General features: G+C 72.3%; 17 protein-coding genes, 1 tRNA gene, 1 pseudogene and 1 CRISPR repeat array (1 of these 20 only partly in view). Of the genes and pseudogenes, 8 read left to right on the top strand and 11 right to left on the bottom strand.

The window, feature by feature from the left end; translation table 11 throughout:
• The first annotated feature begins 281 nt into the window (after positions 1 to 281).
• Positions 282 to 3185: a glycoside hydrolase family 48 protein gene (locus tag ACFYTT_RS23920; RefSeq protein ID WP_387262351.1), complete on the top strand. Its 2904-nt coding sequence runs from the start codon at positions 282 to 284 to the stop codon at positions 3183 to 3185.
• A 284-nt stretch (positions 3186 to 3469) separates the two neighbouring features.
• Here the strand turns inward: ACFYTT_RS23920 and ACFYTT_RS23925 are convergent, their stop codons facing one another.
• Positions 3470 to 4189: a DUF3159 domain-containing protein gene (locus tag ACFYTT_RS23925; protein ID WP_387262353.1), complete on the bottom strand. Its 720-nt coding sequence runs from the start codon at positions 4187 to 4189 to the stop codon at positions 3470 to 3472.
• 90 nt (positions 4190 to 4279) lie between these two features.
• On the opposite strand from ACFYTT_RS23925, the gene ACFYTT_RS23930 reads away from it, so the two are divergent.
• Together ACFYTT_RS23930 and ACFYTT_RS23935 are read left to right on the top strand one after the other, a co-directional pair.
• Positions 4280 to 5161, top strand: coding sequence for a phosphatase PAP2 family protein (locus ACFYTT_RS23930; protein ID WP_131053524.1), 882 nt, complete (start codon positions 4280 to 4282; stop codon positions 5159 to 5161).
• Between the two features lie 3 nt (positions 5162 to 5164).
• The gene (locus tag ACFYTT_RS23935; RefSeq protein ID WP_387262356.1) at positions 5165 to 5854 is read left to right on the top strand and encodes a maleylpyruvate isomerase N-terminal domain-containing protein; all 690 of its coding nucleotides are present in this window, start codon (positions 5165 to 5167) and stop codon (positions 5852 to 5854) included.
• 96 nt (positions 5855 to 5950) lie between these two features.
• On the opposite strand, the gene ACFYTT_RS23940 is transcribed toward ACFYTT_RS23935, so the two are convergent.
• The 3 genes from ACFYTT_RS23940 to ACFYTT_RS23950 all read right to left on the bottom strand — a co-directional run bounded on the left by ACFYTT_RS23940 (position 5951) and on the right by ACFYTT_RS23950 (position 8788).
• Positions 5951 to 6343, bottom strand: coding sequence for a hypothetical protein (locus ACFYTT_RS23940; protein WP_387262358.1), 393 nt, complete (start codon positions 6341 to 6343; stop codon positions 5951 to 5953).
• A 201-nt stretch (positions 6344 to 6544) separates the two neighbouring features.
• Positions 6545 to 7408: a DUF1028 domain-containing protein gene (locus ACFYTT_RS23945; RefSeq protein ID WP_387262361.1), complete on the bottom strand. Its 864-nt coding sequence runs from the start codon at positions 7406 to 7408 to the stop codon at positions 6545 to 6547.
• A 54-nt stretch (positions 7409 to 7462) separates the two neighbouring features.
• Entirely contained in the window at positions 7463 to 8788 is a 1326-nt protein-coding gene (locus ACFYTT_RS23950; protein ID WP_387262364.1) for a low temperature requirement protein A, read from the bottom strand.
• A 24-nt stretch (positions 8789 to 8812) separates the two neighbouring features.
• Here ACFYTT_RS23950 and ACFYTT_RS23955 point away from each other — a divergent pair, with 24 nt between their 5' ends.
• Both ACFYTT_RS23955 and ACFYTT_RS23960 read left to right on the top strand, forming a co-directional pair.
• Positions 8813 to 9796, top strand: a complete 984-nt coding sequence (locus ACFYTT_RS23955) for an LLM class F420-dependent oxidoreductase (RefSeq protein ID WP_387262487.1) — start codon at positions 8813 to 8815, stop codon at positions 9794 to 9796.
• Positions 9793 to 10635 (top strand): SDR family oxidoreductase, encoded by an 843-nt coding sequence (locus ACFYTT_RS23960; RefSeq protein ID WP_387262367.1) that lies wholly within the window; start codon positions 9793 to 9795, stop codon positions 10633 to 10635. Before ACFYTT_RS23955 ends, ACFYTT_RS23960 begins: the two co-directional genes overlap by 4 nt.
• On the opposite strand, the gene ACFYTT_RS23965 is transcribed toward ACFYTT_RS23960, so the two are convergent.
• From ACFYTT_RS23965 to ACFYTT_RS23995, 7 genes and pseudogenes are all read right to left on the bottom strand, one after another.
• Entirely contained in the window at positions 10587 to 10940 is a 354-nt protein-coding gene (locus ACFYTT_RS23965) for a hypothetical protein (RefSeq protein ID WP_387262370.1), read from the bottom strand. The genes ACFYTT_RS23960 and ACFYTT_RS23965 overlap by 49 nt on opposite strands.
• A gap of 29 nt (positions 10941 to 10969) precedes the next feature.
• Complete coding sequence (locus tag ACFYTT_RS23970; protein WP_387262490.1) at positions 10970 to 13279, bottom strand: transglutaminaseTgpA domain-containing protein; 2310 nt, start codon at positions 13277 to 13279, stop codon at positions 10970 to 10972.
• A 41-nt stretch (positions 13280 to 13320) separates the two neighbouring features.
• Complete coding sequence (locus ACFYTT_RS23975) at positions 13321 to 14478, bottom strand: DUF58 domain-containing protein (protein WP_387262372.1); 1158 nt, start codon at positions 14476 to 14478, stop codon at positions 13321 to 13323.
• A 17-nt stretch (positions 14479 to 14495) separates the two neighbouring features.
• On the bottom strand, positions 14496 to 15491 hold the full coding sequence (locus ACFYTT_RS23980; protein WP_387262375.1) for an AAA family ATPase: 996 nt from the start codon (positions 15489 to 15491) through the stop codon (positions 14496 to 14498).
• Positions 15492 to 15516: 25 nt separating this feature from the next.
• Complete coding sequence (locus ACFYTT_RS23985) at positions 15517 to 18138, bottom strand: fibronectin type III domain-containing protein (RefSeq protein WP_387262378.1); 2622 nt, start codon at positions 18136 to 18138, stop codon at positions 15517 to 15519.
• A gap of 205 nt (positions 18139 to 18343) precedes the next feature.
• Positions 18344 to 19210 (bottom strand): hypothetical protein, encoded by an 867-nt coding sequence (locus tag ACFYTT_RS23990; RefSeq protein WP_387262501.1) that lies wholly within the window; start codon positions 19208 to 19210, stop codon positions 18344 to 18346.
• Positions 19211 to 21379: 2169 nt separating this feature from the next.
• A pseudogene (locus ACFYTT_RS23995) lies at positions 21380 to 21670 on the bottom strand (hypothetical protein); the annotation flags it as partial.
• 92 nt (positions 21671 to 21762) lie between these two features.
• On the opposite strand from ACFYTT_RS23995, the gene ACFYTT_RS24000 reads away from it, so the two are divergent.
• The 3 genes from ACFYTT_RS24000 (at position 21763) to ACFYTT_RS24010 (ending at position 23449) form a co-directional block, all read left to right on the top strand.
• Positions 21763 to 21846 (top strand) — tRNA-Leu (locus tag ACFYTT_RS24000).
• A 50-nt stretch (positions 21847 to 21896) separates the two neighbouring features.
• On the top strand, positions 21897 to 22439 hold the full coding sequence (locus ACFYTT_RS24005) for a hypothetical protein (RefSeq protein ID WP_387262380.1): 543 nt from the start codon (positions 21897 to 21899) through the stop codon (positions 22437 to 22439).
• Positions 22436 to 23449: a tyrosine-type recombinase/integrase gene (locus ACFYTT_RS24010; protein WP_387262383.1), complete on the top strand. Its 1014-nt coding sequence runs from the start codon at positions 22436 to 22438 to the stop codon at positions 23447 to 23449. The genes ACFYTT_RS24005 and ACFYTT_RS24010 overlap by 4 nt, the downstream gene beginning before the upstream one ends.
• A 345-nt stretch (positions 23450 to 23794) precedes the next feature.
• Positions 23795 to 24010: a CRISPR direct-repeat array (repeat unit 28 nt; unit sequence GGGTGACCCCCGCGCGTGCGGGGACGAC) (it continues 1029 nt past the right edge of the window).

The following is a 24010-nucleotide window of genomic DNA, read 5'->3' on the forward strand; positions in this document are numbered from 1 at the left end:
TTCCTGTGCTGGATCTGGGAGCGCTTCCATGGCAGACTGTCGATCGACCGCGTGGAGCCAGATACGCGTGAGTGCAGGTTGCCGAGGGCAGCCCGGCTTGTCCGGTAACGGCGTCCTGATCGCAGCGGGGAGCAGCAGTCGTGCGACGGCGCCCCCGCCGCCCCCGGCCTTCGGGCCGACAGAGAGACCACCATCCACTTGGCGCCTCGCGGACACCCTGTCGGCGTGGCGTCGCGCCGGGGGGCACCGTCCCCGGCCTGGTCCGAGGAGACACCGCGCAGATGAAGAATCTGGCAAGACGTCGGCGCATGGCGTGGCTCGCCGCCGCGGCGCTGGCGATCGGCGGGGTGACCGTACCCGCCGCCGCCGCACAGGCCGCACCGGCCTGCGACGTGGTCTACGCGACGAACGACTGGAGCAACGGCTTCACCGCCAACGTCACCGTCAAGAATCTCGGTGACCCCATCACCGGCTGGACGCTGAAGTTCGCCTTCCCCGGCAACCAGCGTGTGACCCAGGGCTGGTCGGCCCGCTGGACCCAGAGCGGCAACGAGGTCACCGCCGTCAACGAGTCGTACAACGGCAACCTGGCCACCGGCGCCAGCACCACCATCGGCTTCAACGGCTCCTACAGCGGCAGCAACCCCAAGCCGACGTCCTTCTCGGTCAACGGGGTCACCTGCGGCGGGGTGCCGCAGCAGCCGCCGACGGTGAGCCTGTCGGTGCCCGCCGGGCCGTTCGTGGCCCCGGCCGACGTGCCGCTGACCGCCACGGCCAGCGATGCCGACGGCACCATCACCAAGGTGGAGTTCTACCGCAACGGGTTGCTGGTCTACACCGACACCACCGCCCCGTACGCGTACACGCTGGAGGACCTGCCGGCGGGCTCGTACACGGTGCAGGCGCGGGCGTACGACAACGCCAACCTCTCGGCGGTGGCCGAGCGGTCCTTCACCGTCACCGCGGCCACCGGGCCGGCGCTGGTCGCCACCCCGTCCTCGGTGAGCGTGCCGGAGGGCGGCACCTCGACGTTCAACCTCAAGTTGGACCGGGCGCCCACCTCGAACGTCGCGGTGAGCCTGGTGCGCACCGGTGACTCGGACATCAGCGTGACCCCGTCCACGGTCACGCTGACCCCGAGCAACTGGAGCACCGGCGTCACCGTGACCGTCGCGGCGGCGGAGGATGCCGACACCGTCGGCGGCACGGCCACCATCACCGCCTCGGCCACCGGCTACGCGCCGCTGGCGATCACCGTCACCGAGATCGACAACGACGTACCCGGCGGCGGCGACGGCGAGTACGTGGAGCGGTTCCTCGCCCAGTACGGCAAGATCAAGAACTCGGGCTACTTCAGCCCCGAGGGCGTGCCCTACCACTCGATCGAGACGCTGATCGTCGAGGCGCCCGACCACGGCCACCAGACCACCTCCGAGGCGTTCAGCTTCTGGCTGTGGCTGGAGGCCTACTACGGGCGGGTGACCCAGAACTGGGCCCCGTTCAACAACGCCTGGACGGTGATGGAGAAGTACATCATCCCGTCCTCGGCCGACCAGCCGACCGCCGGCGCCGCCGGTGACGCCAGCTACGCCGCCGAGCACGACCTGCCCAACCAGTACCCGTCGCAGTTGGACACGTCGGTCCCGGTGGGCCGCGACCCGCTGCGCTCGGAGCTGCAGCAGACCTACGGCACCGGCGACATCTACGGCATGCACTGGCTGCTCGACGTCGACAACACCTACGGCTTCGGACGCTGCGGCAACGGCACCACCCGGCCGGCCTACATCAACACCTTCCAGCGCGGCACGCAGGAGTCGGTCTGGGAGACCGTGCCGCAGCCGTCCTGCGACACGTTCCGCCACGGCGGCCAGTACGGCTACCTCGACCTGTTCGTCAAGGAGTCCAACGCCCCGGCGCGGCAGTGGAAGTACACCAACGCCCCGGACGCCGACGCCCGTGCCGTGCAGGCCGCCTACTGGGCGCTGACCTGGGCCAAGGAGCAGAACAAGCAGGCCGACGTGGCGGCCACCGTGACCAAGGCCGCCAAGATGGGCGACTACCTGCGGTACGCCATGTTCGACAAGTACTTCAAGCGGATCGGCAACTGCGTCGGGGCCAGCCAGTGCCCCGCCGGTAGCGGCCGCGACTCCGCGCACTACCTGCTGTCCTGGTACTACGCCTGGGGCGGCGCGTACGACGCCGGCCAGAACTGGTCGTGGCGTATCGGTTCCAGCCACAGCCACTTCGGCTACCAGAACCCGTTCGCGGCGTGGGCGCTGACCAACGTCAACGAGCTCAAGCCGCGCTCGTCCACGGCGGCGGCGGACTGGACCAACAGCCTCAACCGGCAGCTGGAGTTCTACACCTGGCTCCAGTCGGCCGAGGGCGGCATCGCCGGTGGCGCGACCAACAGCTGGGGCGGGCACTACGGCACGCCGCCGGCCGGTACGTCCACCTTCTACGGCATGTTCTACGACGAGGACCCGGTCTACAACGACCCGCCGTCGAACCAGTGGTTCGGCATGCAGGTCTGGTCGATGCAGCGCATCGCCGAGCTGTACCTGGTCAGCGGCAACGCCAAGGCCAAGGCGCTGCTGGACAAGTGGGTGCCGTGGGCGATCGCCAACACCACGGTGGGCACCAACTGGTCGATCCCGTCGGACATGCGCTGGACCGGCCAGCCGACCACCTGGAACCCGACCAACCCGCAGCCCAACACCAACCTGCACGTCGAGGTGACGGTCAAGGGCCAGGACGTCGGCGTCGCCGCCGCCTACGCCCGCACGCTGATCGCGTACGCGGCGAAGTCGGGCAACGCCGCGGCGAAGACCACCGCCAAGGGTCTGCTGGACGCCCTGCACGCCAACAGCGACGCGCAGGGTGTCTCGACGGTGGAGAAGCGGGGCGACTACCGCCGCTTCGACGACGTCTACGACGCCTCCACCGGGCAGGGCCTCTACATCCCGCAGGGATGGACCGGCCGGATGCCCAACGGCGACGTCATCGCCCCGGGCAAGAGCTTCCTCGACATCCGGTCGTTCTACAAGAACGACCCGGCATGGCCCAAGGTCCAGGCCTACCTCGACGGTGGGCCGGAGCCGGAGTTCCGCTACCACCGGTTCTGGGCCCAGGCGGACGTCGCCATGGCGTACGCCGACTACGGGAAGCTGTTCCCCAACGGCTGACCGAAACTCCTCCGGGTGGGCGGTGACCCACCCGGAGGCTTCGGCCGGGCCTCGGGGGTAGAGGCAGGTACCGGCCGAACGACGGCCTGACACCCACGGTCAGGCCGGGGTGGGTCGGCCCCTCTGGCCGACGCAGCGGAGCGGTCGACCCACCCCACCGCCCCGATTGCGGGGGCGGGTCCGCAGATCGCGGAAAAATGTGACCGACCCGGGATCACACACCGGCCCGGGACGGAGTAACGTACATCACCGGAGAGGCCGCTCCCCCCGTGGCGGCCTCTCCCTTATTGTGCGGGCTCTTTACCGTCCGCCCCGGCGCCCGACGCCGCTTCCAAGCCCGCCTCCGGCACCACCGGGTGACGCACCCCCGGATGACCCGCCGGCAGCGACCGGCGGATCACCGCCCAACTCACCGCCAACGCAGCGGCCACCAACGGCCACGTCATCCCCACCCGGGCCGCCGCCAGCCCCAACACCTGCCCGCTCAGATACAGCGGCACGAACACCGCCAGCCGCACCACATAGGTCGCGGTCCAGACCCAGCTGGCCCGCCCGTACGCCCGCAGCAACGCCGGATCACGGCGCCACCGCCCCCGCTGACCCAACGCCGTACCCACCACCACACCCAGCAGCGGCCACCGCAGCACGATGCTGGCCGCCCAGGCCAGGGCACTGGCGGCGTTGGCCAGCAACTGCACGAGGAAGAAGTCCTCGGCCCGCCCGGTACGCACCACCACCAGCGCGGCCACACAGACGGCCAGCAACCCGATCACCACCGACCGGGGCCGGTCACCGCGCCGCAGCCGCCACCCGGCCACCACCGCCCCGGCCACCAGCGCCGCCACGACACCCACCCGCACCGACTGACCGGCCACCAACCATCCCAGCGTGAAGGCCAGCGGAGGCACCGTGGCGTCGACCGCCCCCTGCCGTCCACCGAGCAGGTCGGCCAACGACTCCGGCCGCTGCGCCGCCGCCGGGTCGCGTTCCGACGTACCGGTCACCATCTCCTCCTTCACCTGCGCCCCAACCTATCCCCGCGACATCGGCGGGCCACCGGCCATCCGGCCCCACCGTGCCGCTAAGTTGTCCGGGTGCGTGTGACGCCCCGGGGTGGGACTGCGGTCTGGCTCGTCGTCCTGGCCCTCATCCAGGTGGCGGCCTTCATCGCCATCTGGCGCCTGGCCCTCTACACCGGCCTCGGCCAGTGGATCGACACCGTCGCCCTGACCGGCAACCGGATCGGCCGCGACCACATCCAGGAACCCGTCGACCGCATCCTCAACGCCATGTCCGTGGTGTCGCTACTCGCGGTCACCATCACCATCGGGTTCATCGCCCTCATCCGAGGCCGGATCGCCCTCGCCGTCGCCGCCACCGCACTGATTGCCGGCGCCAACGTCACCACCCAACTACTCAAGTACGGCCTGGCCCGCCCCGACTACGGCATCGACCCCGAACGCGCGTTCGTCGGCAACAGCCTGCCCAGCGGACACACCACCGTCGCCGCCTCCGTCGCCGTCGCCCTGGTGCTGGTGCTGCCACCCCGCGTCCGCGCCCTCGGCGCAGTGCTCGGCGCCACCTACGCCGCCGCCGCCGGAGTCGCCACCCTGTCGGCCGGCTGGCACCGCCCCAGCGACGCCGTCGCCGCGTACCTCGTCGTCGGCGTCTGGGCAGCCCTGGCCGGCCTCCTGCTGCTGGTCACCCAACGCGAACAGGCCGAGGTGGAACCGGGCGACGCGCACCGGCTCACCGCCACCCTGCTCGGCGTCGGCGGCCTCCTGGTGATCGCCGGCTGCGCCCTGGCCCTCTGGTGGCTCATCGGCGTGCGCGGCACACCCCCGCAGGCGCTCGGCCGCCGCCCCCTGTTCCTCGGGTACGCCGGCAGCGCCGCCGGCATCGTCGGCACCATGGGGGTCGTGATGGCACTGGTGCTGGCCTCCGTGCACCGCATCGTCCCCCGCCACCAGGGCTGACCCGTGCCCGGTCCGGACCCCCACCGCTCGGTCCGCGACGCCTTCGCCGCCGAGTGCACCCGGCTGAGCGAGGTGCTCGCCACCCTCGACGACGCGGACCTGACCCGCCCCACCGACTGCCCGCCCTGGAACCTGGCGCAGCTACTGGCCCACGTCCACACCGGCGTCGGCCGGCTGACCGACATGCTCGCCGACCCGGCACCCGCCCAGGCGCACGTCGACGCCGCCGAGTACTTCGGCACGGCCAAGTTCACCCCACAGGTCGACGCCGACCGCATCGCCTCCGCACAGGCGTCAGCAGACGTCGACAGCGCGTCCCGGCTGGCCGCCGAGTTCGACCGCGCCTGGCGGGCGACGCTGACGGCCGTTGACGCGTACCCGCCGGACCGGGTGGTGCGCACCCGGCACGGTGACGCGATGACGGTCACCGAGTTCCTGCGTACCCGGGTGCTGGAGGTCGGGGTGCACGGCCTGGACCTGGCCGCCGCCCTGGACCGGCCGGCCTGGCTGGCCCCCGCCGCCGCACGGGTGATCGCCGACCTGTTGACCGGTGGGCGAGACGTCCCGGGGGAACTGGGCTGGGATCGGCTGACCCTGATCGCCAAGGCCACCGGCCGCAGCCCGCGCAGCGCCGCCGAACAGGCCCTGCTCGACAGCGCGGGGCTACGGCTGCTCTCCTTCGGCCGGAGGTAGGTAGATTCAATCTACGTAGATTGAATCTACCTAGATTCCGTCTACATGGATGGAGTGTGGTCGTCTCCCGTTCGGACCAAGGCGCGAGGTGCTGAGTCAGCCGGCGATAGCCGTCGCTGCTGCGGGAGCCCAGTGGTTCAACCACTGCACGAAGGCCGTCGGATCCCGCAGCTCAAGGTCACCGTCGGATTCCCACCTCAGCCAGTCGGGGCGGAGATATCCGATCACCGCCAACCGCCCATCATCGGGTCCGCGCAGTTCGAGCCAGAGATCGGGCCACTGCATCCAGTCCATGACCTCGGTGTCGGGCCGTAGCGCCAGTGCCGTCCGCAGGTGAGCCAGCGCCTCTGCGTCACGCTGGTCGGCGAGGACGGAACGACGACCACGCCGTTTGCGATGGAGTTCACCCGGCCCGGCCGAGTCGAAGATGCGGACCCGACTGGTCCTCTCGAACGTCTCGGCCACGTCAGCAAGGAGATCGGTGGTCACGCTCGTCATTCTTGACGCGCAGTGGCGCGAGAGCCAGCAGGAATAGACGTACCGCCGAATCGTCAGTACGGCCTTCCGCACCTTTCAAGATCACGCTCGATCCTGGATCGAGTGGTTGCCGTCGCGCCAGGAGACCACTCGATCCAGGATCGAGCGTGATCTTCTACATGGACACCTTTTGAAAAAGGGTGTCAGGCGCGGTCAGGCGGGTGAGCGCGGTGCCGGGACGTGCGGGACGGCGGTCCGCAGGTGGGCCAGGACGACCGGGTCGATGCGGCCGGGTACCAGTCGTTCCTCCAGGTTCTCCATTCCGGCCCAGGCGACCAGGGCGTCCTCCGGCTCGGTCGGGTCGGCCGGGTGCCCGAGCGCGGTGAGGAGTCCGGCCACCTCGACGGCGAGGGCGCCGGCCAGGGTGAGCAGGGTGTCCGGGTCGGGGCGGCTGAACATGCGGGTGTGCAGCGCGAGCAGGCGTTCCAGTTCGGTGATCGGGTCGGGGTGGTCGTCGACGCGCAGGTCGATGGCGATGTCGCCGGTGCCGGCGTACCCGCTGCCTGCTCGGACGACGAGCAGGGCGGCGCTCTGCTGGCCGCGTCGGTCGCCGCCGGCGCTCTGGCCGGCGCGCAGCGCGGCGACCAGGCGGTGCGCGAAGGGTAGGTCGGTGCCGGTGAGCCAGGTGTCGCGGAGGGCGTCGATCACGTCGGGGCCGGTGAGGATGTTGCCCTGGGCGGCCCAGCCGTCGCCGGTCTGGCCGCCGGCCCAGTCGCGGCAGTGCGGGCCGGTCCAGGTGGCGCCGGGGCCGGTGGCGGCGACCACACCGAGTTGCCGGTGGTCGCGTTCCGGGTCGGCGGCGACGAGGCCGGCGACGACGTGGGCGGCGGGTACGCCGGTGCGGAGCAGGGCCAGTCCCTGCGGCCGGTAGGCGAGGTTCACGTGGGCCTGCGTGGCGATCGCGCCGAGGTCGGCCTCGGCGGCCGGGACGAGGGCGCCGGCGGCCAGGAAGCGGCTGGCCACGACGATGCCGTGGGTGCGGCCGTCGGTGGAGCGGGCGACGAGCGAGAAGGTCACGACAGCCAGGTTAGCGCTGGTCAGGGTCGTGTTGCCGGTGCCGGGCGGCGGGTGTCAGAAGGGTGGGGCGGCCGGTTCGGGGGCCTTGTTGCGGGCGCGCAGGGAGTCGGTGAGGGCGACCACGCCGAGCACCACGAGGACCAGCATCTGCGAGTAGACCGGCGGGAGGTGGACGGCCAGCGGTACGGCGGCGGCCAGCAGCAGGGCGGAGATCCAGCGGGGTGCGGAGACGCGGTGGAACACCTCGTACTCGAAGCGGGCCCGGCCGAGCAGGAACACCACCGGGCCGCCGAGGATCATGACGATCCAGGCGGGTTCGGGGTGGTAGAGCGGGTGTTGGATGGCCAGTTCGTAGCCGACGGCGGTGGCGGTGAGCCCGACCACCATGACCAGGTGGGTGTCGGCGGCGGAACGGCCGATGCCGGCCGGTTGCCGGGCGCGGGCGACGGCCTCGCCGAGGATCTGACCGGCGCGCTGGACGTAGATGCGCCACAGCAGGATGGAGGTGGCCAGCGCGAGCGCGAACGCCACGGTCTGTGACGGGGGATAGGTGCCGCCGCTGTAGGAGAAGCCGGCGACCAGCACGGTCTCGCCGAGGGCGATGAGGAAGAACTGCTGGTAGCGCTCGGCCAGGTGTTCGCTGGAGATGTCCCACCGGGAGACCGTGGAGCGGCCCAGCCCGGGCACGGGGTAGCCGTACCGGCCGGAGACGTATTCCAGACCCAGCGCGCTGGTCCAGAGGATCACCCGTGGGTTGACCGGGAGCAGTGCCCCGATGATCCACAGCACGCCGGAGGCGGTGAAGGTGATCGCGGTGCGGGCCTTCAGAGCCCGTTCGGGGGTGTCGTAGGCGAGCAGGATCAGCGGGCGGGCGACCTGCGCCACCACGTACGCGACCGCGAAGGCCAGCCCGGAGGCGGTGATCGCCTGGGGGATGGCCACGCCCATCACCATGCTGCAGACCAGGGCGATCATGACGATGAGCTGCACTCCGCCGTGGTACGGGTCGTAGCGGCTGGTCGCCCAGGCGGTGTTCTGCCACAGCGCCCAGAGCGCCAGCAGCAACAGCAGTGTCTTCAGGCCACCGGTCACCGGCGTCCAGCCGGAGGCGCCGCCGGGTTCCAGCGCCAGGTCCTCGAACGAGCGGGCGGAGATGCGGGTGAGCGCGAACACGAAGACGAGGTCGAAGAAGAGTTCCAGGAACGTGGCCCGGCCCGGCTGGGAGACCGGCGTCAGCCGACCGGCGAAACGCGTCACGGTCGGCCGCCCCGTACGCCGGTCCAGCTCATCCTGCTGTCGTAGCACCGTGCGGGGCAGCTCAGCGGGGTATTCCGGGAAGCCGACCAGATCTTGCTCGGTGGGCGCGGCACCGGGCACCATCGACCGATGACGACGCGATGGGCAATGACGGTGCCGTTGGGCGCGATCCCGCTCGCCGACCACGCCGCGATGTACGCGGCACTGGCCGACGCCGGCTTCACCGACGTGTGGTCCGCCGAGGTCAACGGCGCCGACGCGTTCACCCCGCTGACGCTCGCCGCGGCGTGGCAGCCCCGCCTGCGGCTGGGCACCGCGATCGCGCCGGTGTTCACCCGAGGGCCGGGCCTGCTGGCGATGAGCGCCGCCGCGCTCGCCGACGTCGCTCCCGGCCGGTTCGCCCTCGGCATCGGCGCGTCGTCGCCGGTGGTGGTCACCGACTGGAACGCGGTGGAGTTCACCGAGCCGCTGCGGCGGACCCGGGACGTGCTGGCGTTCCTGCGGGCCGCGTTGCGCGGGGAGACCGTCGACGGGGACTTCGACACCTTCGCGGTCCGTCGCTTCACGCTGGAACGGCCGCCGCTGGTGCCGCCGCCGCTGCTGCTGGCCGCGCTCCGGCCGGGCATGTTGCGGTTGGCCGCCGCCGAGGCCGACGGGGTGATCCTGAACTGGCTGGCCGCCACCGACGTGCCCCGGGCGGTGGCCGAGCTGGGTGAGCGGCGCCCACAGTTCGACGTGGTCGCGCGGATCTTCGTCTGCCCGACCGAGGACGTCGACTACGCCCGCGCCCTGGGCCGACGGATGATCACCAGCTATCTGACGGTGCCCGCATACGCGGCGTTTCACCGCTGGCTCGGCCGCGAGGAGGCGCTGGAGGGCATGTGGCGGGCCTGGACGGCCGGGGACCGGCGTGGCGCGTTGGCGGCGGTGCCGGACGAGGTGGTCGACGCGTTGATCGTGCACGGCTCACCCGAGCGGTGCCGCGCCGAGGTGCGCCGCTACACCGAGGCCGGGGTGCAGGTGCCGGTGCTGGCGCTGCTGCCCACGCCGGAGGTGCCCGCCGGGGACCCGGCGGCGCTGGCCACGCTGGTGGCCCGGCTCGGCCCCGACGCGGGGGCGGAGGCGGCGTGAACCTGACCGGTCGGGTCGCGGTGATCACCGGGGCGGCCGGGGGCATCGGGGCGGCGTTGGCCCGCCGCTTCGCTGCCGAGGGCGCCGCCGCGCTGGTGCTGGCCGACGTCGACGGGGCCGCCGCCGACACCGTCGCGGCGTCGGTCGGTCCGCAGGCGTACGCGGTGACCGTCGACGTCACCGACGAGGAACAGGTCCGGGCCCTGGTCGCCGACGTGCAGCGCCGCCACGGCCGCATCGACGTGTTCTGCGCCAACGCCGGGGTGACCACCGGCGGGGGAGTGGAGGTCGACACCGCCGGGTGGGAGCGGGCGTGGCAGGTTAACGTGCTCGCGCACGTCTACGCGGCGCGGGCGGTGCTGCCGGAGATGGTGGCCCGGGGCAGCGGCTACCTGCTGCACACCTGCTCGGCGGCGGGGCTGCTGACGGCGGTCGGCGACGCCCCGTACTCGGTGACCAAGCACGCCGCCGTCGGGTTCGCCGAGTGGCTCTCGGTGACCTACCGGGACCAGGGCATCCGGGTCAGTGCCCTGTGTCCGCAGGGTGTGGACACGCCGATGCTGGCCGACGGGCTGGCCGCCGGGCACCTGGGCGCGCGGGTGACGGCGGCTTCCGGTGTGGTGCTCAGCCCGGACGACGTGGCTGCGGCGGCGGTGACCGGGATGGCCGAGGAACGGTTCCTGATCCTGCCGCACCCCGAGGTGGCCGACTACGCCCGTCGTCGTGCCGAGGACCCCGACGGCTGGCAGTCCGGGCTGCGCAAACTGGTGCGTCGGCTGCGGGCCGCCGATCAGTCGCCGCCCCCGCCTCCACCCCCGCCGCTGTCGCCCCCGCCGTAGCTGCCTCCGCCGCTGTCACCGAAGCCCGTGTCCCGGCCTCCGCTGCTGTCGCCGAAGCCGGCCGCGTCGCCGTAGGTGGCGTTCTCGGCGACGGCCGCCGAATGGCGGTCCGGGACCCGGGTGCCTCCGCCGACGCGCCGTGGCGGCGCGGTGCGGCGCAACTGCCGGGTGGCCACCGCAGCGGCGGCCAACCGCTGGTCCCGCGTCGTCGGCCGCGCGGCCCGCCGACGACGCCTCAACTGCCATGCCACGGCGACCCCGGTCACCGCGACGACTGCGCCGATCACCACCAGCCACATCTCCATAGCTCGATGCTAGGAGGTGGGGTCGAGGGTCACCGGTGCCAGCGCAACGGCCCCGGATGCACCGACCAGAGCAGCCGCCGCCACCAGGACCGCCCGCCCCGCAACCGGCTCGTGTAGGTCCCGGCCGCCCCGGCGGCGGCTGCGGCCTGCTCCTCGGTGGCCGCACCGGGAGCGAACCCGACCTGGTTGACCAGTCGCGCCAGGTCGTCGACGGCGACGTACGCCGGATGCGCCGGCCTGCCCTCGACGTTCCCGGCCACACCGGTGGCCCCGGCTGTCCCGGTGCCGCCGTCGGCCCCGCGGGTGATGTCGGCTCCGACTTCGGCGTCGGGTCCGCGCGCAGTGTCGGCCCTGAGTTCGGTGGCGGGTGCGGTGTCGGTCAGGGCCTGTCGGGCCCGTGCGGCGACCTCGCTGGCGGACAGGTCGGCGGGCACCGGCTGCCCGGCCAGCCGCAACGCGTCGGTCAGTTCCCGCCAGGCGCCGACGATCCGGTCACCGGGGTCACCCCGCGACAACCGGTTCCGGGTCTGCGCCCGCCGCAGCACCGCCAGCGTGGCCAGTACCCCCACCACCACGAGCAGCAGCCCACCGGTGGTGCCGGCGGCCAGCACCGACCTCGGCACCCCACCCGAGTCCTCGGGGCTGCCCGGGGCCGCCTGCGCCGGGGGCGAGGCGGTCGGTTCCAGCGTCGGCTCGGGCTGCTCCGACGGTGGCGGATCCTCCGGCTTGGGCCGGAAGTCCTCCTCCACCGGGCGGGGCTCCTCGTCGGGGCGGGGCAGCGGATCGAACGAGACCCACCCCAACCCCTCGAACAACACCTCCGGCCACGCGTACGCGTCAGCGGCCCGCACCGGCCCGGCACCCGGCGCGGCGAACCCGACCACCACCCGCGTCGGCAACCCCGCCAACCGGCCCAGCACCGCGAAGGAGGCAGCGAACTGCTCCGAGGTGCCCCGCTGCCCACCGGCGTTACGCGGCCCGAACAGGAAGAACCCCAGATTCGGGTACGCGTGCCCGCTCGGGGCGTCGGCGACCAGCCGGTAGTGCTCGGCGAGCCACTGCTCGATCGCCGCCGCCCGCGCGTACGGGGCGCCGTTCTCCTCCACCAACTGGGCGGCCAACCGCCGCAGCTGCTCCGGTACTCCGTCGGCGACGTGCAGCACCCGCGCCACCTCGTCGCCGGCCGGTGTGTTCGCGGTGGCCAGCAGGTTCACATCCGGGCGCTCCCGCGCCGAGGTCACCGTGTACCGCAGTCCGGGGGAGAGCCCGTCGGGACGGATCAGGGTGCCGGTGGCCGGGTCGTACGCCACCCGCGCCCCGGACACCTCCACCGGGGTGGGGACGGCAGGCAGGAGCCGTCCACTGAGTTCACCGACGGTGATGTCCTGCCGGAGAGTGTCCACGGTGGTGTCCGGGGACGGGTCGGGAGCCGGCAGGATCCGTCCGGCGTTGCGGTAGGTGGCCCCGACCCGCCAGGTGACCCCGTCGTAGTCGCTGAGCACCGCCAACCGGATCCGCACCCCCTCCGGCGGCGCGCTGGCGTCGGGCCGCTCAGTGGACACCTGGAACAACTGCTGCTCCGGGTTCAGTGCCCACCCGGAGATCCGGATCAGCGGGTTCTCGTCCAACGTCTGCACCTGCGGCGGCTCCACGTACCGTCGCGGGTCCACCGGGCGGGTGTCCACCAGTGCCGCCACCGCTGGGCCCAGCACCGCCGCCATCGCCACCACCACGGCGGTGCCGGCCGCCGAGGCGGCGGCCAACCGGAGCCGCACCCGGGCGCGTACCTCCGGGGCCAGTGCCGCCACCGGATCCGGGCCGGCGGGCCGGGCGGAGACGGCCAGCCCGAGCGCGGCGACCGCCACCAGCGCCACCGTCGCGCCGATCGCCGGTGCGGCGTTGGGCCCCACCACGTAGACGGCACCGGCGTAGAGCAGCACCGGCGGCAGGTAGCCCAGCAGCACCCGCCCGGCCCGCACCCCCACCTCCGCCCCGGCCAGCCCGGTCAGCCAGGCGGCCACCACCGGCAGCAGCACCGTGTCCGGGGTCGGCTCCACCGGGATCATCGCGGTCAGCAGACGGGGGATCGCGTTGCGGGCGGCGTCGCCGACGATCTCCGCGAAAGCGCCCGGAAGCTGCGCCCGGCCTGCCGACAGGTACAGGCACCACGCGGTGTACCCGGCCATCGCCAGCACCGACACCGGCGCCACCAGCCACGACGGCAACCGCCGCGCCACCACGCTGACCAGCACCGACCCGAGGGCCGCACCGGCCACCAGCAGGGTCAGCAGCGTGTCGGCGTACACCCGGCCGAGCACCACCCCGGCCAGCGTGACCATGGTGACCAGGGCCAGCGGCACCGGCACCGCCCGCAGCGCCCTCACCACCGCCGTACCCCGTCCCACTCGGCGGCGAACGCGGCACCGTCGGCCGCGTCGACGACCACCAGCCCGGCCGCACCCGGCGGCGTCGCCTCCGCCGCGCCGAAGACCCCCACCACCACCGACGGGTACGCCCCCCGCAGCGCGCCGACGTGCCCCAGGTCCTCGCGGCCACCGGGGCCGGTCAGGACGACCAGGGTGTCGCCGAGGCGGTCGCGGCGCAGCCGAGCCGACGCCTGCTGCACCGTGCCCTCGGTGCGCAGCGACACCGCCGCCAACCGGTCCAGCGGCCCCACCGCACCCTCATCCTCAACGCTGTCCGCCGGTGGTGCGGCGACGAAGAGCAGCACCACCGGCAGGTCCTCCCGGACGGCGGCGGCCACCACCGACGCCGCCGCCTCACACACCGACTCGAACGACTCGGCGACCCCGTCCACCCGGTCCGGATGGGCGGCGAGACGGTTGTCCACCAGCACCACGATTCGCGGCAGGCTGGTGTCCACGTTCTCCCGCACCATCAGCTCACCCACCCGGGCGCTGGTGCGCCAGTGCACCCGCCGCAACTCATCGCCCACCACGTACTCCCGCAACGAGTCGAAGGTGATCGACCCGTGCGGGACGGCGTCGACGCGTCCGTCCAGGCTGCGCCCGGCACCGGTGGGCACCGCCGACAGCGGGTGGATCCGTGGGTGCACCCACACCGGCACACTGTCGCCGTAGGAGCGGGCCAGCACCACCAGACCCAGCGGGTCACGGCGGGTGACGCGCAGCGGCCCGACCGGCACCACCCCCCGCCGCACCGTCGGCACGTCGTAGCGGACCACGGTGTCCGTGCCAGGGCGCAGCCGCAGCACCGGCACCGGCACCACCTGGTCACCGCAGCGGTCGGTGGCCAGCAGGTTCGCCGCACCCCACCGCCCCGCGTTGCGGACCGTCACGGTCATCGACGCCGGGTCACCCCGACCCACCCGGTCCGGGTCCGCCTGCCTCCGGACTTCCAGTCGCGGCCGCCGGGCGGCGGTCACCGTCGCGACCGCGACCGCGCCGCCCGCCGCCACGCCGAGCAGCGTCAACTCCGGGTACGCGAACCGGAAACCGGCCCCGGCCAGCACGACCGCAGCCACGAGCAGCCCGATTCCCCGGGCGGTGATCCGCACGACAGACGCCCCGGCGGTCAGGGGTGCGCCGGGGCGGGCTGCCCCGACGGCAGCGGCACCGGCACCGAGGCGACGGCCTGACGCAACACGTCGGCGGCGGTCACGCCCCGCACCTGGGCGTCCGGGGTGAGCAGCAGCCGGTGCGCGAACACCGGCTCGGTCAACGTCTTGAGGTCCTCCGGCATGATCCAGCCCCGACCGTCGATCAACGCGTACGCGCACGCCGCCCGCGTCAACGCGATCACCCCACGCGGGCTCACCCCCACCCGCACCTGCGGATGCGTACGCGTGGCCGCCGCCAACCGCACCGCGTACGCGTAGAGCGGCTCGGCGATGTGCACCCGCAGGGCCATCCGCACCATTTCACCCAGGGTGGCGGTGTCGGTGACCGCCGCGAGGGCCTCGGGGGACCGCACTGTCGCCCCGCGCAGCACCTCCACCTCCACCGACTCGTCCGGATACCCCACCGACAGCTTCACCAGGAACCGGTCCAACTGCGCCTCCGGCAACCGGTACGTGCCGTCCATCTCCACCGGATTCTGCGTGGCCACCACCAGGAACGGCTGCGGCACCGGATGGCGTACCCCGTCGACGGTGACCGTGCGTTCCTCCATCACCTCCAGCAACGCCGACTGCGTCTTCGGCGACGCCCGGTTGATCTCGTCGGCGATCACGATGTTGGCGAACACCGGCCCCGGATGGAACTCGAACCCCCGGGTCGCCTGATTGAAGATCGTCACCCCGGACACGTCCGACGGCAACAGGTCCGGCGTGAACTGGATCCGCCGCCACTGCCCCTTCACCGTCGCCGCGATCGCCCGCGCCAACGTCGTCTTACCCACCCCCGGCACGTCCTCCAACAGCACATGCCCCTGCGCGAACAGAGCGGTCAGCGCCAGCCGCACCACCTGCGGCTTACCCAGCACCACCGAGTTGACGTTCTCGGCCAGCCGCGCGGCGAGGGCGGCGAAACCCTGCACCTCCTGCTGGGTGAGCGGTTCGTGGCTGTTCACGGTGGTGCTCCTCGGCCGAATTGGATCAGCAGGTGGGCAGGACGGCGATGTCGTCCCCACCCTCCAGGTTGAGCCAGGCCCAGGGGATGTAGTTACGTCCGCTGTACTCGACCTGCACCCACCAGGTGCTGCGCTTGTCGTTGTTGTAGATGTAGGCGTACACCTCTTCGCCCCGCACCCGGCAGTACGCCTTCAACCGGTTCCCCGGCCGCGCCCACCCGACCTGCCGGTCGTTGTCCTGCCTCGGCACCGCGAAGATCTCGTTGCCGTTGCGGCCGTCCCGGTCCCGATCGCAGTAGGTCGCCTCCGCACCGGAGCTCCCGTTGTTGCAGGTGGCGATCCCGAACAGCGCATCGGTCTCCTGCGCCCGACGGGCCGAACCGTCACCGGCCGCGTTCGTCGCCGTCACCGTGAACGTGTAGTCCGTCCCCGGCGACAGGCCGTTCATCGTGATGCGGGAACAGGGACCACTACGCGCCGTCTGACCCGACCGGGCCAGGGTGCACGTCGCCTGCCCACCACCGGCGTCCACGGTGAACGTCACCGTCGCCGACGTCGCGGTCGCCGACGACCCCGTCACCGTCACCCGGGGCGGCGCCACCGTCCGCGCCGTCGTCGTGGCCTGCGGACCCTCACCCGCCTCGTTGACCGCCCGGACCCGCACCGTCACGTTCTGCCCGTCACCCAGGTCACTGACCGTGGTCTGCGTGTCGGTCACCTCGGTACGCCGCTCACCCACCTCCACCACGTACCCGCTCACCGGCCGACCGTTGGCCGCCGCCGGCGCCCACTGCACCGACACCGTCCCCGACCGCTCCGCCACCGTGCCGGCCCGCAACTCCAGCGGCTCACCCGGCACCGTGAACGGCACCACCGTGTCGCTGACCGGAGACGCCTCCGACGCCGCGCCCTTGTCGTTGACCGCCACCACCGTGAACGCGTACTGCGTGCCGTACTCCAACTCACCGGCCTTGACCACCAACTCCTCACCGGTCGCCTCACCGACCGGGGCGTTGGTCCCCGCCGACATCGCCGTCACCGCGTACCGGGCGATCCGGTTACCCTGCCCGTTCGCCGCCGGCCAACGCACCACCACCGTGCCGTCCGCGCGGGCCTGCGCCGACACACTCGCCGGCGCGTCCGGCACCGCCGCCGTCGGCGTCACCGGATTACTGCTCCGCGTCGGACCCGCACCCTCGGCGTTGACCGCGTGCACCGCGAACCGGTACGTCTCCCCGTTGGTCAGCTCCTTGATCTGCACCGACCGCTGGTTCGCGCCCACCTCGCGACGCTGCCCGGCACCCTCCACCACATACCGGATGATCTCCGCGCCGTTGGCCGGCGCCGGCCGCCAACTCACCCGCGCCTGCGCATTCCCGGCCGCCGCGCTCACGTTGCGCGGCGCACCCGGCTTACCCACCTGCGGCTTCTTCGGCGGCGGAGGCGGCGGCGGAGGCTCCGCCGGCGGATCACCACCGAGCACGTCATTGGCGTACTTGTCGACCTCCCGCACCAGGTGCGAATCGTCCACCACCCGAGCCGTCGCCGCCTCCGGCGCGTTGATGAACAGGTGGTTCTCCCGCACCTCCAGGTCCAGCGGCCCCCGCCACCGACCCCGGATCGTGTCCACCAACGTGCCGGCCGCGTCGAACGCGTACACCGTGCCCGACGCCTCGTCCGCACAGTAGAACCGGCCCGCCCAGGCCACCGCCGGACTCAACCGGTCACCCTCACCCGGCACCGTGAACGAGCGCACCTCACCGGCATCGGTGATCGCATGCACCTGCCGCTGCCCAGCCACCGTCACCGGCACCACCGGCCCACTCGTACGCACCGGCATCGTGCCCGGCCCCGTCAACGTCTCCGCGAGCGCGGTCCGCCGCGTCTCACCCCGCACCACCGTCACCAACGCCCCGGCCGTCCGGTCCAGCACCGCCACACCGTCATCCAGCGTGGAGACCACCAACTCGTGACTGGCCCCTGCCACGTCGTACGTCTCCACCCGCTGCGGCCCCACCTGCGCCTCACCGGCCGACTTCGACGGCAGCACCGCCGGAGTGATCGCCGACACGGTCCCCTCCGCCGGCACCGCGATCCACAACCGACCCTTACCGTCGAAGGCGCCACCGGTGATCCCCGGCGGATACCGCACCGGCTCACCCACCGGCGCCAACGACCGCGGATCCAACTGGCGCACCACACCCTGCACCGCGTCCACCACGAACGCCGCATCCTCGTGCAACGCCACACTCACACCCAGCCCCGGCGCCGTCGGCGTGGTCGCCGTGATCTGCAACGTCGCCAGGTCCAACGCACTGATCTGACCGGTGTGCAGATCTCGCAGCACCAACACCCGATCCGTCTGCGTCACCTGCATCGGATGCCGCCGACCCGCCGGCACCTCCACCCGGGTGTCCACCCGCGCGGTCACCCCGTTGACCCGCGCCAACTCACTACGCGCCGAACTCCACAACCACGAACTCGCGTCGAAACTGGCCACCGCGTTGTCCGCCGACCCCAGACCCAGCACGGTCAGACCCATCGCCGCCAGCAACGCCAGCACCGTCCCCACAGTGACCAGACCACCGCGCACCCGCGACCGGGATCGGGCGGTACGGGTCGGAACGGCCTCGTCGGTGCTCGCCACAACCGGCTGCCTCTCGTATCGTCCTGGCCGGTGGCGCCCCCAGACGGCGACCCCTCCCCTGAACCGGGAGCCATCATATGGTCACGCCACGCACCCCGGGAACCCATGCTGTCCGCCGATGAACACCCAGCGTGGCGTGTCGTCGGCGTGTCCCGCCCCGACTGTCCCACCAGGACCCGCCGGACCCACCGACCGTGAGCGACGCTCAGTTCTGACCCGCGCCCGACTCCCGCGTCGTACACACCTGACTGGACGTCGCGAACTCGTTCGTCCCGTACACCGCCAACACCGTGAAGCAGTAGTCCACTCGCGAATTCAACCCGTTCACCGTGTAACTGGTCTGCCCCTGACCCACCGTGGCCAGCACCCCCAACGCCTGCCCGGCCCGCCCACCAGCCACCATGAACGGCACCAACCCGTCCGACGGATCCGTCCACGTCAACCTGATCGTGGCCGCATCATCGCGCAACTCCAACCCCGTCGGCGGCGGACCCGGATCCGCCGCCGACGACTCGGCCGGCGCCGTCGGCGACGCCCGCCGATCGTTCACGATCAACACCCCGAGCCCGATCACCGCGACCACCGCCACCACCACGGCCACGATCGCCACCACGATCGCCGCTCGATTTCGCCCCGACCCCGACTGCGCCACCGGGAACGCCATACCCCCCGCCGACGCGGACTGTGCAGGACCCGGCTGCCCCCAGCCCTGCGGCGGGTACGCGGCGCTCTGCCCGGGTGGGTACGTCGCCGGCCCGGCCGGGTCGTACTGCTGCTGCCCACCAGCCGCCTGCGGATGCTGCTGGTGCGGGTACTGGTAGGGCTGATGCTGGGTGGGTTCGCCTCCGGGACCGTAACCGGCCGCGCCTGCCGTTGGCGTGGTGCTGGTACCCGGGTAGCCGGGCGGCCCGTAGCCCGCCGGGGTCCCGGCCGGAGGGCCGCTTGCCGGGGCGTACACGGGACCGCTGGCCGGTGGGCTGCTGGCGGGGGCGTACCCGGCATTGCTGGCCGAGGCGTATCCGGGCCCACTCGTCGGCGGGCTGCTGGTCGGGGCGTAACCGGGGCCGCTCACCGGTGGGCTGCTAGTGGGGTTGTACCCAGGTCCGCTCCCTGGAGGGCTGCTGGCGGGAGCCCACCCGGGTCCGCTGATCGGCGGGCTGCTGGTGGGGGCGTACCCGGGGCCACTTGCTGGCGGGCTGCTCGTCGGGGCGTAACCCGGCGGGCCGCTGGCGGGGATGTGACCGGGTGGGCCGCTGACGGGCCCAGGGGCGGTCGGTCCGCCGGTCGCCGGGTAGCCGGTCTGCTCGACAACGGGGGTTTGGCTGAAGGGTCCGCCAGGTGGCGAGTAGGTCGGTGCTCCGCTGGCCGGGGGGTAGCCAGGTGAGCCACCGGTCGCCGGATAGTCGGCCGGTGAATGGCCGGCTGGGCTGTGGGCCGTCGCGTCGCCGGACGTCCCACTGGCGCTCGAATAGCCGGGCGGTCCGCTGGCGGGCGGATGAGCGAGGGGTGCGGAGCTGAGCGACGGGTAGCCGGTCGGCCCGCTGGTCGGACCCGGCTGGGGCAGCGGCGCGGTCAGATCCTGCGGTCCGGACGTCGAGCTCGTGGCGGGCACGCCGGGGAATCCCGGTGCCGGCGGCTGATGCGTGGGACCGGTGTAAGGCGGGGGAGGGGGCGGCGGCGCGGTCGCGGGCGCCCAACCGGTCGGCGCGCCGCTGGTGGGCGGCGCGCTGACCGGGAGTGCACCAGCCGGTGGCGCACTCGTCGGCGGTGTACTGCTCGAAGGGCCGCTGACCTGCGGCGCGCTGACCGGTAGCACGCTGGTCGGTAGCGCGCTCGTCGGTGATCCGCTGACCGGTAGCGCGCTCGTCGGTGGACTGGTGCTTGGCGGTCCGCTGATCGGCGGGCTACTCGTCGGAGCCCCACTGGTCGGTGGTGCGGTGGGCCCGCTTGCCGGCGGAGCGCTGACGGGAACTGGGCCGATCGAAGGTGCGCCCGAGGCAGGCTCGGCGGCCTGTGGACCGCTGACCTGGGCTGCGGCGGAGGGTGGCCCGCTGGCCGGTGCACCGCTCACCGATTCGTCGCCCGGCGGGACCGCGTCCGAGGCCGGTGACGCGCCTTCGGGTAAGCGGCGAGCCCGGGCGGCCTCCTCGGCCAACAGTGGGTCGATCTGCTGCACCCGAACGGTTGGACGCGCCCACTGCGGGCCGCCAGGTGACCCAGGCCCTACCGATGCTCCCTGTTCGTTCGACGACTCCGGCTCAGTCGAGGCTCCTGGCTGAGTAGAGGCCACCGCGCCAGTCGCATCGCTGGCCTCAGCGCCTCGTACCGCCGATGTCGCCGGGTCGGATGACGCTGATCCTGGCGCGACTCGTACCCCCGGCCCGTCCGGCGAAGCCGGCCCGGCCTCGACCGACGTCGAGGCGTCAGGTTCCGGCAGGATCCGGAGCACGCTCGTATCCTCGTCCGCCTCGACGGGCGCAAGGCGCGTCGTCGGTGCGGCGAACGGTGCCGGGTGAGCAACGGTGGGGGGTACCGGCGGTGGTGGAACCTCGCTATCGCGGACCGGCAGCCTCAGCGCGATGGTCGGCTCGGCTGCCTCAGGTGACGCGACCGGGGGAGCAGCCTGGTCGTGGAGGGCCGTCCGGGCCAGCGGCACCGTCGGAGGCTCCGGCACGACCGGAGGCGGCGGAATGCGCGGTGGTGGAGGCACGACCGGCGGCACGCCAGGGGCATGCGAGCCCGGTACGGCGCGCGGATGCGGCACGGCCGGCGCCGGCGGTGCCGAGGCTGGGGCGGACGAGGCAGCGACACCCTCGCCGAAGGGGGACGCCGGCTGGCGAAGGGACCCGGCGGCGGTCGAGGCGTCGTGCGGCTTCCAGGCGGTCGACAGCACCGCCAGCGAGATCGTCGGCTCGTTCAGGACCCCGTGCGTCGGCGTGGGCGCCGGTTCCGGTTGGCGAGGAGCGGGCACCGCCGGCGGAGCCGGAGCGGCGTCGCCGAGATACTCGCGTGCCGTGCGTACCGCCGGATGGTCGGCACCGAGCACCGCGGGGCCGGCAGCGGCCACGCGGGTGTAGTTGCGGCGCGCCTCGTGGCGGTTGCCCAGCTCGTCCGCGACGGAGCCCAGCTCGAAGGCCAACGCCAACATCAACGGGTCGGCGTGCGGCCACCGCCGCTCCCCGGCCGCGAACGCCTCCTCCAACACCCGCCGCGCCGCACTCGGATTATCGGCCTCCCGGTGCAACCTGGCCAATAAGTGCGCGGTGCTCAGCGCGTCCGGATGATCCTTGCCGAGCGACGGCGGCACGGACTCGACGACGTCGGTCAGCAGCTCACGGGCGGCGGCGAGGTTGCCCGCGCCACGCAGCGCCAGAGCCCGCTGCTGAGCGACGGCCAAGGGAGAGGCATGGGACACACCGCCATGCTGCCGGGTACGGGCACCGCGACGCCAGCCGGACCCGTACCGACGGCCCCGCCAGGGCTGGTCAGATCGGCCGGAATCGGCCTCGGGATGCTGATGTGCATGATCCACCGGCGGCGTGTACAGTAACTCCCCGTGCGGCCCGCTGGGCGGCCTCCTGGTGATGGATCACCGAGGTCGACGCGGTAGGCTGGACGGAGCAAGTCCGGGTGGCGGAATGGCAGACGCGCTAGCTTGAGGTGCTAGTGCCCGTATAGGGCGTGGGGGTTCAAGTCCCCCCTCGGACACAAAAACGCGGCGTTTGCGCCCAGTTTCACGTGCTGGTGGTCAAGCATGCTTGACCACGCGAATCTTCTCTTCTTCACGGTCGCTGCTCGGTTGGTTCCGGGTGGTGGTGGCCGTGGTTGACACCTCGACAGGCCCGGTGATTCCACCGGTGGTCCTGTCCGACCCGGGTTCGGCTGCCGAGCGCTCGACGAGCGGCGGGTTGCGTCGTGGTCCGTTGCCGATGTCGTCGCTGCCGGAACGTTGCACGAGTCCCCGCGTCTACGGTGTGGCCGCGCTGGAGGGCAGTGGCCGGCTGCGGGACCGGTTCGTGGTGGGTGCCCTGGGGTGGCGGCCGGGTACCCGGTTGGACATTCGGGAGCGGGCCGGGATCGTCGTCGTGCGCGGTGATGATCAGGGTGTGTTCCGGCTGACCGGTCAGGGGCATGTACGTCTTCCCGCGGCGGTGCGGCACTGGTGCGCTCTACGGTCGGGCGATCGGCTCCTTCTGGTGGCGGATCCAGCGGTGGGGCTGCTGCTGGTGTGTCCGATGGCGACGCTGGACGAGATCGTCACTCAGGCCCATGCCGCTGTGTTGGCTGGCGGTGTGTCGTGAGTGGTGCGAGTCGAGCCGAGTTGGACGCGGCGCGGTTGTTGTTGGCGCGGATGGGCATCTCGGCGGCGGACCTCGTGGAAACACCGGCGGACCGTCCATTGGCGCCGACGTTCGCGGAGTATGTGCCGGTGGTGTCGGCGGCGGTCAGTGTGGGGACGCGGCGGGCGTATGGCTCGTACTGGAAGCGGGTGGTGCACCAGTGGGGGCATCGTCGGCTTGATGAGCCGACGCCGTCGGAGATCGAGCAGCTCGGCGAGTACATCAAGGCGCACGTGGTGGCTCGCCGTAATGCGCGGGGTGGGCGTAGTGCGGTGGAGCATCTGATCGCGGCGTTGCGGTGCCTGTACAAGCGGGCGGTAGCCGACGGCTACATCGCGGCGGCGGATGATCCGGCGGCGAAGGTGGCCAAACCGCGTCGTTTGCCGAGTACCCGGCGGGCGGTGGCGGATGCCCGGTTGGCGGAGATCAACGAGGTCGCGGCCAGCACGGGGGATGATCCGGTGTTGGACAGTCTGCTGCTGCGGTTGCACACGGAGACGGCGTGTCGGCGGGGTGGCGCGTTGGCGTTGCGGCCGGTGGACCTGGATCCGGAGCAGTGCCTGATCCTGCTGCGGGAGAAAGGCGACACGACACGGTGGCAGCCGGTGTCACCGACGCTGATGCGGCACCTCCAACGGCACACCGACAACCGGCACGCCCCTCCTGCCGGGCAGCTGTTGCGGTACCGCGACGGCAGGCCGATCACCCGCCGGCGTTACGACCACCTGTGGGTGCGGATCGGTGAGCACCTGCCGTGGGTGTATGTGCAGCAGATCAGCACCCACTGGCTGCGGCACACCACGTTGACGTGGGTGGAGCGAAACTTCGGCTACGCGGTAGCCCGCGAGTACGCCGGCCACTCCGACAGCGGCAGCAGCGCCGGCACGACGGCCACCTACGTGCGGGCAACGCTGCACGAGGTGGCACGCGCCCTGGCGGCGTTGACCAACGAGTCACACCCACTCGCGTAGCGGAACGGTGTCCGTTGCTGTTGGGTGACGCTTAGAGGACCTGACGGCAGGCTTCCGATTGGTTGTTCGAGTGGTGATCGCGAGAGCAGGATCAGAGGCTGCGACCTTGGGATTGGAAGTTGAATCCTGCTTGTGATTCGGGGTGTTTGCCAGTCCGCAGGGGTATCTATCTGTCCAGCTAGATGCCCCTGCGGATCCCGGTCTATGATGATCAGTAGTGCCGAATGCTTGAACGTCCGGGCTCACACCGGGCTCACTGGCCGTCCGGATATAAGGCTGGTCCAGATCCTTGTGGCCTTACTGCTCCAACGTCATTTGATCTTCCGGTTGGCGTTGTGGCCCCGATGGGTGACCCCACGCGTGCGGAGACGACGGGTCCAGGGTGAACGCGTCGGCCGTGGACGGGGTGACCCCCGGCGCATACGGGGACGACCTACACGCCGGGCAGGGCGCGTTAGGCGTCGGGTGACCCCCGCGCGTGCGGGGACGACTTCCGGGCGGAGGACTCCAGCGGGGGCAACGTCGGGTGGACCCCCGCGCGTGCGGGGACGACTGCGCGTC

Source organism: Micromonospora sp. NPDC003816 (assembly GCF_042874705.1).
GTDB lineage: Bacteria > Actinomycetota > Actinomycetes > Mycobacteriales > Micromonosporaceae > Micromonospora.

Coding starts and splice junctions, on each gene's coding strand:
- ACFYTT_RS23920 (WP_387262351.1), top strand. CDS start 282: ATGAAGAATCTGGCAAGACGTCGGCGCATGGCGTGGCTCGCCGCCGCG.
- ACFYTT_RS23950 (WP_387262364.1), bottom strand. CDS start 8,788: ATGGTGCCCGGTGCCGCGCCCACCGAGCAAGATCTGGTCGGCTTCCCG.
- ACFYTT_RS23955 (WP_387262487.1), top strand. CDS start 8,813: ATGACGGTGCCGTTGGGCGCGATCCCGCTCGCCGACCACGCCGCGATG.
- ACFYTT_RS23965 (WP_387262370.1), bottom strand. CDS start 10,940: ATGGAGATGTGGCTGGTGGTGATCGGCGCAGTCGTCGCGGTGACCGGG.
- ACFYTT_RS23970 (WP_387262490.1), bottom strand. CDS start 13,279: ATGGTCACGCTGGCCGGGGTGGTGCTCGGCCGGGTGTACGCCGACACG.